At 71.1% G+C, this 15,829-nt stretch carries 12 protein-coding genes; 4 read left to right on the forward strand and 8 right to left on the reverse strand.

Annotated elements, in window-relative coordinates; genetic code table 11:
* Nucleotides 1-5 precede the first annotated feature (5 nt).
* The 5 genes from glpK to ACIRC0_RS32815 form a co-directional block, all read right to left on the reverse strand.
* Complete coding sequence (glpK, locus tag ACIRC0_RS32795) at nucleotides 6-1,526, reverse strand: glycerol kinase GlpK (RefSeq protein ID WP_403623507.1); 1,521 nt, start codon at nucleotides 1,524-1,526, stop codon at nucleotides 6-8.
* A 21-nt stretch (nucleotides 1,527-1,547) separates the two neighbouring features.
* Nucleotides 1,548-2,306, reverse strand: a complete 759-nt coding sequence (locus ACIRC0_RS32800; RefSeq protein WP_403623510.1) for an MIP/aquaporin family protein — start codon at nucleotides 2,304-2,306, stop codon at nucleotides 1,548-1,550.
* A 341-nt stretch (nucleotides 2,307-2,647) separates the two neighbouring features.
* Complete coding sequence (locus ACIRC0_RS32805; RefSeq protein ID WP_403623513.1) at nucleotides 2,648-4,288, reverse strand: EAL domain-containing protein; 1,641 nt, start codon at nucleotides 4,286-4,288, stop codon at nucleotides 2,648-2,650.
* Nucleotides 4,289-4,384: 96 nt separating this feature from the next.
* Entirely contained in the window at nucleotides 4,385-5,575 is a 1,191-nt protein-coding gene (locus ACIRC0_RS32810; RefSeq protein WP_403623516.1) for a lipid-transfer protein, read from the reverse strand.
* Nucleotides 5,572-5,997 (reverse strand): Zn-ribbon domain-containing OB-fold protein, encoded by a 426-nt coding sequence (locus ACIRC0_RS32815; protein WP_403623565.1) that lies wholly within the window; start codon nucleotides 5,995-5,997, stop codon nucleotides 5,572-5,574. Before ACIRC0_RS32815 ends, ACIRC0_RS32810 begins: the two co-directional genes overlap by 4 nt.
* Nucleotides 5,998-6,148: 151 nt before the next feature.
* Between ACIRC0_RS32815 and ACIRC0_RS32820 the strand changes: the two genes are divergently transcribed.
* Both ACIRC0_RS32820 and ACIRC0_RS32825 read left to right on the forward strand, forming a co-directional pair.
* Complete coding sequence (locus ACIRC0_RS32820; RefSeq protein ID WP_403623519.1) at nucleotides 6,149-6,958, forward strand: M15 family metallopeptidase; 810 nt, start codon at nucleotides 6,149-6,151, stop codon at nucleotides 6,956-6,958.
* Between the two features lie 47 nt (nucleotides 6,959-7,005).
* Entirely contained in the window at nucleotides 7,006-7,545 is a 540-nt protein-coding gene (locus ACIRC0_RS32825; RefSeq protein ID WP_403623521.1) for an NUDIX domain-containing protein, read from the forward strand.
* Nucleotides 7,546-7,595: 50 nt separating this feature from the next.
* Here the strand turns inward: ACIRC0_RS32825 and ACIRC0_RS32830 are convergent, their stop codons facing one another.
* Nucleotides 7,596-9,962, reverse strand: a complete 2,367-nt coding sequence (locus ACIRC0_RS32830; protein ID WP_403623524.1) for a glycoside hydrolase family 31 protein — start codon at nucleotides 9,960-9,962, stop codon at nucleotides 7,596-7,598.
* 213 nt (nucleotides 9,963-10,175) lie between these two features.
* On the opposite strand from ACIRC0_RS32830, the gene ACIRC0_RS32835 reads away from it, so the two are divergent.
* Nucleotides 10,176-12,143, forward strand: a complete 1,968-nt coding sequence (locus ACIRC0_RS32835) for an acetoacetate--CoA ligase (protein ID WP_403623527.1) — start codon at nucleotides 10,176-10,178, stop codon at nucleotides 12,141-12,143.
* Between the two features lie 111 nt (nucleotides 12,144-12,254).
* Nucleotides 12,255-13,148 (forward strand): hypothetical protein, encoded by an 894-nt coding sequence (locus tag ACIRC0_RS32840; protein WP_403623530.1) that lies wholly within the window; start codon nucleotides 12,255-12,257, stop codon nucleotides 13,146-13,148.
* Between the two features lie 72 nt (nucleotides 13,149-13,220).
* Here the strand turns inward: ACIRC0_RS32840 and ptsP are convergent, their stop codons facing one another.
* Together ptsP and ACIRC0_RS32850 are read right to left on the reverse strand one after the other, a co-directional pair.
* A complete protein-coding gene (gene ptsP, locus ACIRC0_RS32845; protein WP_403623532.1) occupies nucleotides 13,221-14,891 on the reverse strand; it encodes a phosphoenolpyruvate--protein phosphotransferase in 1,671 nt (556 codons plus the stop codon).
* Nucleotides 14,892-14,970: 79 nt separating this feature from the next.
* A complete protein-coding gene (locus ACIRC0_RS32850) occupies nucleotides 14,971-15,420 on the reverse strand; it encodes a PTS glucose transporter subunit IIA (RefSeq protein ID WP_403623535.1) in 450 nt (149 codons plus the stop codon).
* Nucleotides 15,421-15,829: the final 409 nt, after the last annotated feature.

The raw sequence follows: 15,829 nt of genomic DNA on the forward strand, positions 1-15,829 counted from the left end.
GCGGGTCAGTCCGTCTCGTCCTCCTGCCAGCCGAAGCTCTTCTCCACGGCCTTGCGCCAGTTGCGGTACTCCCGGTCGCGGACCGATGCCTCCATGGCGGGCGTCCACTCGACGTCCTTCTGCCAGTGCGACTTCAGCTCGTCGAGGTCGTTCCACACCCCGGTGGCGAGGCCGGCCGCGTACGCGGCGCCCAGGCAGGTCGTCTCGGAGACCTTCGGCCGGATCACCGGCACGCCGAGCACGTCCGCCTGGTGCTGCATCAGCAGGTTGTTCTTCGTCATGCCGCCGTCGACCTTCAGGGTGGTGATCGGCACCCCGGAGTCCTGGTACATGGCGTCCACGACCTCACGTGTCTGCCAGCTCGTCGCCTCCAGCACCGCCCGCGCCAGGTGTGCCTTGGTGACGTAGCGGGTCAGCCCGGTGACCACCCCGCGCGCGTCGGAGCGCCAGTAGGGGGCGAACAGGCCGGAGAAGGCGGGCACGATGTACGCCCCGCCGTTGTCGTCGACGCTCGCCGCCAGTGTCTCGATCTCGTCCGCGGTGCGGATGATGCCGAGCTGGTCGCGGAACCACTGCACCAGCGCACCGGTGATCGCGATCGACCCCTCCAGGCAGTAGACCGGCGCTTCGTCACCGATCTTGTATCCCATGGTCGTCAGCAGCCCGTTCTTCGACGGCACCGGCCGGTTGCCGGTGTTGAGCAGCAGGAAGCTGCCCGTGCCGTAGGTGTTCTTCGCCGTCCCCACGTCGTAGCAGGCCTGCCCGAACACCGCCGCCTGCTGGTCGCCCAGCGCGGAGGCGACGGGGACGCCCGCGAGTTGGCCCACGGCGGTCCCGTACACCTCGGAGGAGGACCTGATCTCCGGGAGGATCGCCTCCGGGACGTTCATGGCGGACAGGATGGAGGGATCCCACTGGAGCGTCTGGAGGTTCATCAGCATCGTGCGCCCCGCGTTGGTGACGTCGGTGACGTGCCGTCCGCCGTCCGTGCCGCCGGTCAGGTTCCAGATCAGCCAGGAGTCGATGGTGCCGAACGCGATCTCGCCGCGCTCGGCTCGGGCCCTGAGTCCGGGCACGTTGTCCAGCAGCCAGGCCGCCTTGGGCCCGGAGAAGTAACTCGCGAGCGGTAGCCCGGTCTGCTCGCGGAAACGGTCCTGCCCGTCGGGGCCGCCGAGTTCGTTGCACAGCGCGGCCGTCCGGGTGTCCTGCCAGACGATCGCGTTGTGCACCGGCTTGCCCGTGGCGCGGTCCCACAGGACCGTGGTCTCGCGCTGGTTGGTGATGCCGAGCGCGGCTATCTGGTCGGCGCGCAGCCCGGCCTTGGCGATCGCGCCCGCGACCACCGCCTGCACCTTGGACCAGATCTCCGTGGCGTCGTGCTCCACCCAGCCCGGCTTGGGGAAGATCTGGCGGTGTTCACGCTGGTCCACGGCGACGATCCCGCCGCTGTGGTCGAAGACGATGCAGCGGCTGGACGTGGTGCCCTGGTCGATAGCGGCGACGTACTTGCGGTCGTGGTCCGTCATGACGTCCCCTTCGTCAAAGGGTCAGAAGGCTGCTTTGTACACAAGGGCCGACAGCGCACCGCCGATCAGCGGTCCTACCACCGGGATCCAGGCGTAGCCCCAGTCCGACCCGCCCTTGTTGGGGATCGGCAGCAGGGCGTGGGTGATGCGCGGGCCGAGGTCCCGGGCGGGATTGATCGCGTATCCGGTGGGCCCGCCGAGGGAGAGGCCGATGCCGACGACGAGCAGGGAGACGAGCAGGATGCCGATGCCCGAGCCGTACGCCGTCGTGCCGGGGATGATGCCGATACCGGTGCCGAGGTTCTTGCCGAAGAACAGGATGGGCAGCACCAGACCCACGGTCGCGATGATCTCGGTGATCAGGTTGGCGACCGGATTGCGGATCTCCGGGGCGGTGGAGAAGATCCCGAGGGTGGGCTGGGCCCTGTCCTCCTCGGCGTTCGCCTGGAACTGGGTGAAGTAGACGAGCCAGGTCAGCACGGCGCCGAGGATCGCGCCCGCCATCTGGCCCAGCAGGTAGTACGGGACGTCTTCCCACTTGGTGATGCCGGCGATGGCGAGGCCGATGGTCACCGCCGGGTTGAGGTGTCCGCCGGACTTGGGGGCGGCGGTGTAGGCGCCCGCGAGGACACCGAAGCCCCAGCCGAAGGCGATGACGACCCAGCCCGCGCCTTTGGCCTTGGAGTAGTGCAGTGTGACGGCGGCGCAGACTCCCGCGCCGAACAGGATGAGTATGGCCGTGCCGATCAACTCGCCGACGAAGATGCTTGCATGCGTCATGGCGGCTCCTAGGCCCTCGCCCGGGGTCCGTCCGGCCCCGTGTCGGTCCTCCGTGCAGGGTTGCGTTTCCCTTGGCGACTTCAGCCGAAGGCAGGGAGGGTCCCGAACCCCGCCCGGCGTCCGCGACGAGCGTGCCTGTGCAGCGGAACCGCCCGTGGGGGACAACCCGTTGGTGCCGGTGTGGGCCTCGGGTCGCAAGACCCGAATACACCCGAATGCGGCGATGCCGACTGACATCCGGAAGTTTTCTCCCGCACCCACGGAGCGTCAAGGCAGGTGACGTAAACGGTGGGTAGGCATCCGCAGGATCGGGGAGAGCAGGCGGGTGGTGCGGCCTGGTGTCAGCGGCCGCCCGGGACGCCCGCCGGGGCCGGAGCCGGGAGCGAGCCGCGGCGGATCTCGTGGCCCGGTAGACCGGCCCGGCCCAGGACCCAACTCGCGCCGCTCAGCGCCTTCGCCGCCTGCTTGAGGGGGGCCAGACACGCTGCCGCCTGACGGTGGTCGGTCACGCTGCCGGGTGTGCACAGGACCGTGGCCAGCGACAGCGTGACCGTGCGCCCGCCCGCCGACCAAGGGGCGCCCAGCACCGACGCCGCCAGCGGATCGAGCCCCTCCGGATCGGCCAGCACCAGGAAGTCGTCCCCGCCGATGTGCCCCACCCGGGTGCTCCCCGACGCCGCGCCCTGCAACGCCCGCCCGACCGCACGGATGAGCTCGTCCCCGGCGGCGAACCCCGCCCCGTCGTTGACCTGCTTGAAGTGGTCGACGTCCAGCCAGCTCAGCGCGAACACCCGTCCGTCCGCGATCCGCCGGTCCACCTCACCGGTGATCGCGTCCGACCCGGGCAGCCGGGTCAGCGGATTGAGTCCCGCCGCCTCCTCGACCCGGCTCTCGGCCAGCGCCCGTACGAGGTCCGCGAGCCGTACGACGCCCACACACCGCCCGTGGAGGTCGACCACCGCCACATCGTCCGAGGTGCGGTCCCGCTCGCCGTCCGCGACCACGTCGAGCACCTCCCAGGCCGTGGCGCCGATGCCGACCGTGCGCGGCGGATCACCCAGCTTCGCGGCGGGGCGGTCGGCGTACAGCGCATGCCCGTACCGCCCCGACATCGACAGCAGGAACCGCGAACGGTGCACCGATCGGACCGGTACCCCGGCCCGGTCCACCAGCAGCACTCCGGACACCTCCGGTGAGCCGGTGAGCAGTGCCCGCACCTGACCCGCCGAGGCCGTCGCGGGCAGCAGCGCGGCGGGCCGCAGGAACTGCCGCACCGACGGCCCGGTACGCGGGGTCGCCGGCACGGAAGGGACCGTCACCGGAACGTATACGTCCACGGCAGGCCGCCGGGACGGCGGCGCGAACAGATCACCCTGTGCCAACTGCGCGCCCGCCGCCCGTACCGCCGCACACTGCGTCTCGGTCTCCACACCTTCGACCGACAGCAACGCGCCCAGCTGCTCGCACAGCGTCCGCATGGCCCGCACCGCGGCCGGCCGTGTCAGCAGGGACGCGTCGAGCTTCATCAGATCCGGCGCCATGTCCGCCAGCAGGCGCAGCGGTGCGTCGCCGTCGCCGACTCCGTCCGCGCAGATCCGGAAACCCTCGCCGCGCAGCACGCCCACGGCGTCCAACAGGGCCCGGTGCGGTACGTGCGTGTACGGCGGACCGACGTCGACCGTCACCTCCCACGGCAGCCGCCCCGCCTGGCGCACGGCCTGCCGCAGGGCGGTGAGGCCGCCGAGATCCGCGAGCGTCGCCGCGAACACGTTGACGTGCAGCGGCAGGAGCGTCTCCTGCCGCGCCGCCGCGCCGACCGCCAAGGCGGCCAGGCCGGCGTCGAGTTCAGGGTCCCGGCGGGCCTGCGCGAGGACATCGCCGGTCTCCGGGCGCGCGAGGATCTCCAGTGCCGCCACCCCTCCGGTCGTCAGATTGACCACCGGCTGGAAGGCGAAACGGATGCTGTCCGTCCAGGAGGGCACGGGAGCATGATGGCGTCGTCGGCGCCTGCCGAGGCCCAGTTCATGACCTGTTCACACAGCATTCCCGAGTGGTCACGCAGCGTACGAGTGGCCGGGTCACCGCACCGCGATCACCGCGGACCCGTGTCCGAACAGCCCCTGGTTCGCGGTGATCCCGATCCGTGCCCCCGCCACCTGGCGGTCTCCCGCCTCACCCCGCAACTGCCAGGTCAGCTCGCACACCTGGGCGATCGCCTGCGCCGGGACGGCCTCACCGAAGGACGCCAGGCCGCCGCTCACGTTGACGGGTATGCGCCCGCCGAGCGCCGTGGCGCCCTCTCTCAGCAGCTTGGCGCCCTCGCCTTGTACGCACAGGCCCAGGTCTTCGTACCACTGCAGTTCCAGGGCGGTGGACAGGTCGTAGACCTCGGCGAGGGAGAGGTCCTCGGGCCCGATCCCCGCCTCCTCGTAGGCGGCTCGCGCGATCGACGCGCGGAACGTCTCGGATGCCGGCTCGACCGCCACAGCCGAGTCCGTGGCGATGTCGGGCAGGTCCAGCACGGTGTTGGGATAGCGCGGCGTCACCGTGGACACCGCCCGGATCCGCACCGGTCGCGCCGCTCCGTGCCGGTGCGCGAACTCCATGCTCGACAGGACGAGCGCCGCCCCGCCGTCCGAGGTCGCGCAGATGTCGAGGAGCCGCAGCGGGTCGGCGACCACCGCCGAGGCGGCGACCTCATCGGCGGTGACCCGCTTGCGGTACCGGGCGTTGGGATTGAGTGCTCCCATGGCCGCGTTCTTGACTTTGACGCGGGCGAAGTCGTCGACCGTGTCCCCGTGGACGGCCATCCGGCGGCGGGCGTACAGACCGAAGTACGCCGGGTTGGTCGCCCCCAGGATCCGGAACCGCAGCCAGTCCGGATCGTCGGGCCGGTCACCGCCCGCGGGGCGGAAGAACCCCTTGGGGGCCGAGTCGGCGCCGACCACCAGCACCACGTCCGCGAGCCCCGAAAGGATCTGAGCCCGTGCGGTGTCGACCGCCTGCGCCCCCGAGGCGCACGCCGCGTACACGCTCGTCACCCGCGCCCCCTGCCAGCCGAGCGCCTTGGCGAACGTCGCCCCCGCCACATACCCGGGATAACCACCCCGCACGGTGTCCGCGCCCACGATCGAACCGACGTCCCGCCAGTGGACCCCCGCGTCGGTGAGCGCCGCCCGCGCGGCCACGATCCCGTACGCGACGAAGCCCCGTCCCTCTTTGCCCCACGGGTGCATGCCCGCGCCGAGCACCGCCACGTCGTCCGTCATCCCGTCACCCCCGTCGGCCGCCAGTTCCATGTCGTCCAGGTCGTCTCCGCGTCCTCGTGCAGCACGCCGGGGACGACCTCCGCCTCCATGCCCACCGCCAGATCGGCGACGGCCACCCCCGGAACCGCCTGCCCGAGCACCACGATCCGCTCTGCTTCCAGTTCCACCGCGATCAACGCGTAGGGCTTCCACGAAAGTTCCGGATTCGTCACATAGGGTGACGGGGGTCGGTAACGAGTGTCGGTGTACGACCAGATTCGTCCCCGTTTGGACAGTGACAGTTCGACGAGGTCGCCACCCTCGCAGCCGGGGTTGCGGCAGAAGGCGTCCTGGCGTGGAAAGAACACCGACCGGCAGGCGGAGCACCTTGTGCCGACAAGACGGAAGCCTTCTCCCTCACCCGTGAACCATCCGGCCATCACGGGGGTGCGGATGCGTGACACGGCCCCTCCCGAGCACCTATCTGACGGAACGTCAGGAGTCTGCCACGTGCTCCGGGAAATCGGCATAGGCGCCGCAGAACGGCACAGGCGTCCTTCCCCCGCCGAACCTCGACTGATAAATGCAAGGGACATGACACGTATCTCGGTCGTCGTACGAAGCCTGGCCACCGCGCTCGCCGCACTCCTCGCCGTCGTCTCCGCCTCGACCACCGCCCCGGCCGCGCCGCAGCCCAAGGCGCCCTCGGACTTCGTCACGCTGAGATCCGTGGACCCGACGATCCTCGAGGAGATCCGGTACTTCACCCCGCACAACTTCGTCGGCGAGCGCATCGACGGCTACCGACAGCCCCTGTGCATCCTCACCCGCCCGGCCGCCGAAGCGCTCCACAAGGCACAGACCGAGCTGGTGCGCGAGGGCTACACGCTCAAGGTCTACGACTGCTACCGGCCGCAACGCGCCGTCGACCACTTCGTGCGCTGGGCCAAGGACCTCGACGACCAGAGGATGAAGGGCGAGTTCTATCCGCGGGTCGACAAGACCCGCCTGTTCGCGGACGGTTACATCGCGGAGAAGTCCGGGCACAGCCGCGGATCCACCATGGACCTGACGATCGTCCGACTGCCCGCCAGGCCGACCCGTCCCTACGTCCCCGGCCGGCCGCTCGTGCCGTGCTACGCGCCGAAGGCCGAGCGCTTTCCCGACAACTCCGTCGACATGGGCACGGGATTCGACTGCTTCGACACCCTGGCCCACACGGACGACCCCCGGATCGTCGGCGAGCAGCGCGCCAACAGGCAGCTCCTGAAGCGCACCCTCGAGGGCCTCGGCTTCGTCAACCTCGCCGAGGAATGGTGGCACTACACCTTCAAGCCGGAGCCCTACCCGGACACCTACTTCGACTTCCCCGTGTCCATGAAGTCGCTGACGTGCTCCCCTTGAGCCGCCCCCGGAAGACGCCGCACAGATGATCGGATACAGTCCGCCACGTGTCCGAATCCCCGATCCCGTCCGCCGTCGACTCCGCGCCGGATTCCCACTGTTCGAGTTGCGGAGCGCCCTACGGAGAGGGCATCTCCGGCTGGCCCCGCACCTGCGCCGCCTGCGGCACGGTGGCCTACCGCAACCCGCTGCCCGTCGCGGTCGCCCTCCAGCCCGTGTACGACACCAAGGGCACGTCCCTCGTGGTCATCACCCGGACCGTCCCCCCCGCGCGCGGGGGCATCGCCCTGCCCGGAGGGTTCATCGACCACCGGGAGGACTGGAGACATGCCGTCGTCCGGGAGCTGAAGGAGGAGACCGGCATCGGCGCCGCCGCCCGCGATGTGCGGCTCGTCGACGCGATGAGCTCGCCCGACGGCCACCTGCTGCTGTTCGGGCTTCTCCCCGAGCGTCCGGCCGCGGACCTGCCACCGTCCACCGGGACGGAAGAGACGGAGGGCTGGCAGCTCCTGCGCCGACCCGCCGAACTCGCCTTCCCCCTGCACACGCTGGCAGTGCAGGGGTGGTTCGAGGGCCGCTACGTGTGAGCTCACGCGGGACGCGCGCGCAGCACAGCCTCGCGCGCGTCCCGCCCGGGTCACGCCTGGTCCAGGCCCCGTACCCGCACCGGACACCCGGGATCGCTGCGGCCTTCGTCCGTCTCCCGCCGGACCACCACCCGGCGCCCCTTCCACCGCGTCACATAGCGCTCGATCTCAGGCTCCTCCCAGCCGTCGCCCGCGTCCGGCACCACCGTCCCGCCCCCGGACCGCCCCCGCGCGGGCGCCCAGACCTCCAGCTCCAGATCCCCGTCCGCGCCCCGTACGGGCAGGACGGCGCCCGCGCGCGCGAACACCGGGATCCGCCCCAGGGGCGCGTCGACCACCACGTGGCCCGGCCCTTCGTACACCGCCTCGCTCACCGCGTCGTACCAGCGGCCCGGTGGCAGCAACACCGTCCGCCGGACCGCGCCGGCGTCCAAAACCGGTGCCACCAGGAGGCTGTCGCCGAGCAGGAAGGCGTCCTCGCAGTCCCTCAGCGCCCTGTCCTCGGGCGCGCCCCACCACAGGGGCCGCACGTAGGGCGCACCCGTGCGGCGCGCCAGATGCGCCAGGGTGACGAAGTACGGCAGCAGCCGCCGTCGCTCGGCGAGCGCCCCGCGCGCGTGCTCCAGAACGTCGGCGCCGAACTCCCAGGGCTCCCGTCGCCCGGCGCGGGAACTGGCGTGTGTGCGGAAGAGCGGCAAGTAGGAGGCGAGCTGGAACCAGCGCAGATACAGCTCCGGCGACGGACTCCCGTCGAAGCCGCCGACGTCCGGCCCGGAGTAGGGCACACCGCACAGCCCGAGTCCCATCACCAGCGACAGCGAGGCGCGCAGCCCCGGCCAGCCCGTGGCCACGTCCCCGGACCAGGTCCCGCCGTAGCGCTGCATGCCGGCCCACCCGGAGCGCGAGAGGAGGAACGGCCGCTGATCGGGGACGAGGCCGCGCAGCCCCTCGTACGCGGCCCGCGCCATGCACAGGGCGTACACGTTGTGGGCCTCCCGGTGGTCGCCGCCACGGCCCTCCAACGCGTGCCGGGCCGAGCGCGGCAGGGTGTTCTCGCCGAAGGCCGTGAACGACACCGGCTCGTTCATGTCGTGCCAGAACCCCGCGAAGCCCTGGGCGAGGCGCTCCTGGTAGAGCCCGCCCCACCACCCACGCACGCGCGCGTGCGTGAAGTCGGGGTAGACGGTCTCACCGGGCCACGCGACCCCTTCCACCAGTCGCCCCGACGCGTCCCGCACGAACGCGTCCTTCGCGCGCCCGCTGTCGTACACGGGATCGCCCGGCTCGGCCTTGACCGCCGGGTCGACGATCGACACCAGGCGGATCCCGTCCCGGCGCATATCCTCGGCGAGCACCGGCAGCTTGGGGAAGCGGTCCCGGTCGACCGAGAACACCCGGTGGCCGTCGAGGTGATCGATGTCGAGATGGACGGCATCGAGCGGAAGGCCGTGCTCCGCGTAGCCGGCGACGATCCGGCGCACCTCCTGCTCGCTGCCGAAGCCCCACCGCGCGTGATGGTGCCCCAGTGCCCAGGCCGGCGGCACGGCCGGCGCCCCGGTCAGCGACGCCCAGACGCTCAGCACGCGCGCGGGGGTGCCCACCATCACCCAGCAGCGCAGCGGCCCGCCGTCCATCCGCACCTCACAGGCTCCCGCCCGGTCGTGCCCGGAGCCCGCACCCTCCTCACCCTCGCGCAACGTCACCGTGCCGTCCCACGAGGTGTCGTGGAAGACCAGATGCGTGCCCGCGTCGGCCACCACCATCTGCACCGGCATGGTGATGTACAGGGGGTCGTCGCCGGGTCCGAACGGCCGCCCCGGATCCGTGTTCCACAGCCGGTACGTCCCGTCGTGCAGTCGCGGCCCCCCGACCCGCCCGCCGAGCCCGAAGAAGCGCGCGTCGGGCGCCACTTCAGCCCGCTGCATCCAGCGCGCGCCGTCCCCGCCCGCCGGCTCCCACCACCGGGGCGGCAGGTCGCGGCGCAGGGTCACGCCACCGGGCGTACACACCTCGATCGCTCCGTGCCGCGACACCACGACCGTGACGCGCTCCGCCACGACACGCCAGCCGCCGTCCTTGTCCGGCTCCAGCACCGCCCGCGGATCCGGCTCGGGGCAGCGGCCCGCGAGAGCGTAGGACGGCTCTGGCGCCACCCCGTCCCAGCCCCAGAAGACGGCCCCGTTCACGGCGACCATGACCCGCAGCTCGGTGCGCGCGAACCGTACGACACCCCCGCCCGGCCCGGGCTCCACATCCCGCACGGGCCCGGGTACCCGTGCCCGCTCCGCGCCCCGCCGCGGCAACCCGGTGGCATCGGTACGCCGCCTGCGCCAGGCGGCCCGCACGGTGCGCAGGCCCCCTGCCGCACCCACCGAGCCGACCGCTTTCACCGAACGCACCAGGTCACGACCGTCCATGCTGCTCACCCTGCCACTGACGTCCTCGTACAGGGGTACCGTTCAACTGCCGTTCACCTGTGTTCTGAGCACAGCTTCGCGATGCCGACTATGTGGGGCACACCCTGGTGCAGAAGTCGATCACATGGCATCGTCCGTGTCAGCCGCGTGACGCGCACACCCCAGCACGTGCGCGGACCACGCACACGACGCGTACAGTCCGGGAGCCGCCCCATGACCTCAGCGAACCCCACGCCTCTCTGGCAGCCCGACGCCGACCGCATCGCCCGGGCACAGATCACCCGGTTCCAGGCCTGGGCGGCCGAACGCCACGGTGCACCCGCCGAGGGCGGCTACCCAGCGCTGCACCGCTGGTCGGTGGACGAGCTGGAGACCTTCTGGAAGGCCGTCACGGAGTGGTTCGACGTACGGTTCTCCACGCCCTACGCGCGCTTGCTCGGCAACCGTTCCATGCCGGGCGCCGAATGGTTCCCCGGGGCGACCCTGAACTACGCCGAACACGCCCTGCGCGCGGCAGCCACCCGAGCCGACGACCCCGCCCTGCTGGCCGTCGACGAGACCCACGAGCCCCGCCCGGTCACCTGGTCCGAGCTGCGCCGCCAGGTCGGCTCGCTGGCCGCCGAACTGCGCGCCCTCGGCGTACGCCGCGGAGACCGCGTCAGCGGCTACCTGCCCAACATCCCCGAGGCCGTCGTCGCCCTCCTCGCCACGGCCGCCGTCGGAGGCGTGTGGACCTCCTGCGCACCCGACTTCGGAGCCCGCAGCGTCCTGGACCGCTTCCAGCAGGTCGAACCGGTCGTCCTGATCACGGTCGACGGCTACCGCTACGGCGGCAAGGAGCACGACCGCCGCGAGACCGTCGCCGAACTCCGCCGCGAACTGCCCACCTTGCGAGCCGTCGTCCACATCCCGCTCCTCGGCACCGAGGCACCCGAAGGCGCCCTGGAATGGTCGGCCCTGACCTCGGCGGACGTCGAGCCCGTCTTCGAGCAGGTCCCCTTCGACCACCCGCTGTGGGTGCTGTACTCCTCGGGCACCACAGGCCTGCCCAAGGCCATCGTCCAGTCCCAGGGCGGCATCCTGATCGAGCACCTCAAGCAGCTCGGTCTGCACTGCGACCTCGGCCCCGAAAGCCGCCTGTTCTGGTACACGTCCACCGGCTGGATGATGTGGAACTTCCTCGTCTCCGGCCTGCTGACGGGCACCACGATCGTCCTGTACGACGGCAGCCCCGGCCACCCCGACACCGGCGCCCAGTGGCGCGTCGCCGAACGCACCGGTGCCACACTCTTCGGCACGTCCGCCGCGTACGTCATGGCCTGCCGCAAGGCGGGCGTGCACCCGGCCCGCGACTACGACCTCACAAGGGTGCAGTGCGTGGCCACCACCGGCTCGCCGCTGCCACCGGACGGCTTCGCCTGGCTGCACGACGAGGTCCGCGACGACCTGTGGATCGCCTCCGTCAGCGGCGGCACCGACGTGTGCTCGTGCTTCGCGGGAGCCGTACCGACTCTCCCCGTGTACATCGGAGAACTCCAGGCGCCCGGCCTCGGCACCGACCTGCAGTCCTGGGACCCCAGCGGCAAGCCCCTCATCGACGAGGTCGGAGAGCTGGTGGTCACCAACCCCATGCCCTCCATGCCGATCCGCTTCTGGAACGACCCCGACGGCAGCCGCTACCACGAAAGCTACTTCGCCATGTATCCGGGGGTGTGGCGCCACGGCGACTGGATCACCGTCACCTCCCGCGGTTCCGTGATCATCCATGGCCGCTCGGACTCCACGCTCAACCGCCAGGGCGTCCGCATGGGGTCGGCCGACATCTACGAAGCCGTGGAACGCCTCCCCGAGATCAGGGAGTCCCTCGTCATCGGCATCGAACAGCCCGACGGAGGCTACTGGATGCCCCTGTTCGTCCACCTGGCCCCCGGGGCCGTCCTGGACGACGCCCTGCTCAACCGCATCAAGCAGACCATCCGCGAACAGCTCTCACCGCGCCACGTCCCCGACGAGGTCATCGAAGTCCCGGGCGTCCCCCACACCCTCACGGGCAAGCGCATCGAAGTCCCGGTCAAACGCCTCCTGCAGGGCGCCCCGCTGGAAAAGGCCGTCAACCCGGGCTCCATCGACAACCTCGACCTGCTCCACTTCTACGAGGACCTGGCCCGCAAGCGCGCCTGACGCACCCCGTCCAGCCCCCGCGACGACCTGCCGGTCACCTCGGCCGGCAGGCCGTTGTCAGTGCCGCCCGTTACGGTGAGTGAGCACAGATCACTGTACGTAGGGGGAATCATGCCGCACACCGAGCCACGGACCATGCGACGCGTCCTGCGCCGCGAGATCGCCGGCACCATCGGCCTGTTGACCGACGAACACGACTTCACCGCGATGCGGCGCTACCGCACCTTCACCTTCGACGACCACACGACCTACCTGCAGCAGGTGGAAGCCCTGCTCAGGAGCCTCGCCGCGCAGGGCGGCCACACGACCGTCGCCCTCTTCGACCCCGAGGAGTACGCGGAGTTCTGCGCCCACAACGGCCTGGAACCGGACGCCCCGTCCAGCCGCACCCGCTTCACCGCGGAACTGGCCGCCACCGGACCGACCCTCCCGTACGAAGGACAGCCCCTGGCCGAACTCGTCCCCGACCTGATCGACGAGGCAGTACGGCAGGCCACCTGGCAGTACGCGACCATCGTGCTGGCCCGGCTGGGCGCGTGCGCCTCCTGCGGCGAGGACATCGGGCGCTCGGCCTTCGCGCACGCCTCCCGCCTGATCGCCCGGATCCTCGACACCGCGAGCCCCGGGCACCGACACCTCGTGTGCAGCGTCTCGGCCGCACCCGAGACACTCGTCGCCGTGCTCCACGCGGACGAGGACCCCGACGGCACGGCCCACCTCGACGAGACCGAGGCACTGGAATTCACCAGCGTCCTCGCCCTCGGCATCGCCACCCACAGCGCCGGCGGCCTCGTCATGCGCACCACAGCACCCGGCACCCCCGACCGTGTCTACGGGTGGCGCCTGCGCGGCGAACGACTGGAACCGCTCACCGCCGCAGAGGTCTTCGACGCCTACTGCACCGACATCGAGTCCGGTGACCTGGTCTCGCCCGAATCCGGTGTCGACTACTGCACCCCGCCCGACCTCGGAGACGGTGGCCTCACACCCGGCCACACCCATTGAACGGGCGAGGGGCGCCCCACCAGAAGGCGGAGCGCCCCTCACCGGACCACGCCGGAGCGACGGCGCGTGCGACTACTCGCCGGACAGCACCGTCTGAGCCGCCCTGCGCGCCTCGTCGGCGCTGTCCGCGGCACGCGCGGCCGCCGCGGCACGCTCGCACTGCGCCAGCGTGTACTTCGCCAGCGTCGCCCGGACATAGGGAAGCGACGCAGCGCCCATGGACAAGGAGGTGACACCCAGACCGGTCAGCACGCATGCCAGCAGCGGATCCGACGCCGCCTCACCGCAGACACCGCAGCTCTTGCCCTCGGCCTTCGCCGCCTCCGCGGACAGCGCGACGAGGTCGAGCAGCGCCGGCTGCCACGGATCCTGCAGACGTGACACCGCACCCACCTGGCGGTCCGCGGCGAACGTGTACTGCGCGAGGTCGTTGGTTCCCAGAGACAGGAACTCGACCTCCTGCAGGATCGAGCGCGCCCGCAGCGCGGCCGACGGGATCTCCACCATGGCACCGAACTTCGCCCGCAGCCCGGCCTCACGGCACGCGTCCGCGAACGCCTTGGCGTCGGTGCGGTCGGCGACCATCGGCGCCATGACCTCGAGGTAGACCGGCAGCCCCTCCGCGGCCTTCGCGAGCGCCGTCAACTGGGTGCGCAGCACCTCCGGGTGGTCGAGCAGCGTCCGCAGACCGCGCACGCCCAGCGCCGGGTTCGGCTCGTCCGCAGGGGTCAGGAAGTCCAGCGGTTTGTCCGCACCCGCGTCCAGCACCCGCACGACGACCCGGCCCTCCGGGAACGCCTCGAGGACCTGCCGGTATGCATCGACCTGCTTCTCCTCGGACGGCGCCTTCTTGTTGTCGTCGAGGAACAGGAACTCCGTACGGAACAGACCGACACCCTCGGCGCCCGCCTCGACAGCGGCCGGCACGTCGGCCGGACCACCGATGTTCGCCAGTAGCGGCACCTTGTGACCGTCGGCCGTGGCACCCGGCCCGGTCGAGGCCGCCAGGGCCGCCTTGCGCTCCGCCGCCGCGGCCTCCAGTTGCGCCTTCTTCTCGTCGCTCGGGCTCACGAATATCTCGCCCGTGCTGCCGTCGACGGCGATCACCGTGCCCTCGGCGAGCTCACCCGCACCCGGCAGCGCCACCACGGCCGGAACGCCGAGCGCCCGCGCCAGGATGGCGCTGTGGCTGGTCGGCCCGCCCTCCTCGGTGACGAAGCCGAGCACCAGGGACGGATCCAGCAGGGCGGTGTCCGCCGGCGCGAGATCCCGGGCGACCAGTACGTACGGCTCGTCGCTGTCCGGCACACCCGGCATCGGCACTCCGAGCAGACGCGCGACGATACGGTTCCGCACGTCGTCGAGATCGGCCACGCGCCCGGCGAGGTACTCCCCGGCGCCCGCCAGCAGCTCCCGGTACGCGGCGAACGCGTCGTAGACCGCCCGCTCCGCCGTGCTGCCGACGGCTATGCGACGTTCCACGTCGGCCATCAGCTCGGGGTCCTGGGCCATCATGGCCTGGGCCTCCAGCACCGCCTGCGCCTCGCCGCCCGCAAGATTGCCGCGCGCGATCAGATCGGCTGCCACAGCTTCCACGGCCTGGCGCGCGCGCCCCTGTTCACGCTCCGCCTCCTCCGCCGGGATCTGCTTCGCCGGTGGCTCGAGCACCGCCGTCCCCATGTGCCGAACCTCGCCGATCGCCACACCGTGGCTCACACCGACGCCTCGCAGCGTTGTCTCCATCTCACCCGTCTCCGAATCATGCGGCGGGTCCCGCCACCGCGATGGTTGTGTGTTGTGCCGTTCAGTTACGGCGCCGGCATCACTGCCAGGAGAAGAGCTGGTCGCCCGCCTTCACTTCGCCGTCCTCACGGAGGCCGGACAGGGAGTCGGCCGTGGCCTCGAGCGCCACCACCGGGCACACCGGGGACTTGCCGGCCTGCTCGACGGCGGCCGGGTTCCAGCGCACGACGGCCTGACCGCGCGTGACGGTGTCGCCCTTGTTGACGAGAAGCTCGAAGCCCTCGCCGTTCAGCTGCACAGTGTCGATGCCCAGGTGGGTCAGAACGCCGTGTCCCTCTCCGTCCACCACGACGAAGGCGTGCGGATGAAGGGACACGATGACGCCGTCCACGGGGGAGACGGCCTCCACGGGCTCACGTACGGGGTCGATCGCCATGCCTGGACCGACCATCGCGCCTGCGAAGACGGGGTCGGGCACTGCGGCCAGTCCGATCGCACGTCCGGCGAGAGGGGACGTCACGGTGGTCATGGAAAGCCTCCCAGGGGTGGAGATCCGAAGGGGCCGCCACTGCCTGTCCCGGACGGCACACTGGGCAGCAGCGTATGTCATATGAACTGCCGGTTCCGCATGAGACGTACGGGTTGGCGGCCCTTGCAACGCGGCAAGAGCGATTTGCACCCGCTCCCGGGCCGGTGTACAGTCGTACTCCTGCCTGGGGCGGAGCGATGCGACCGAGCGTCGTTGGCCGGGCAGCACCCAAACTTGTCAGATCCTATCTCGGGGTCCGTTTTGCATGTCTGCAGGGCGGTGGTCAGAGAGACGGAAAAACACTGATAGAGTTTGAAACACCGAAGGGAAGCGCCCGGAGGAAAGCCGAGAGAGTGAGTCTCTCCGGTGAGTACAAAGGAAGCGTCCGTTCCTTGAGAACTCAACAGCG

The sequence above is a fragment of the Streptomyces sp. NPDC093984 genome (assembly GCF_044764595.1).
Classification (GTDB): domain Bacteria; phylum Actinomycetota; class Actinomycetes; order Streptomycetales; family Streptomycetaceae; genus Streptomyces; species Streptomyces cynarae.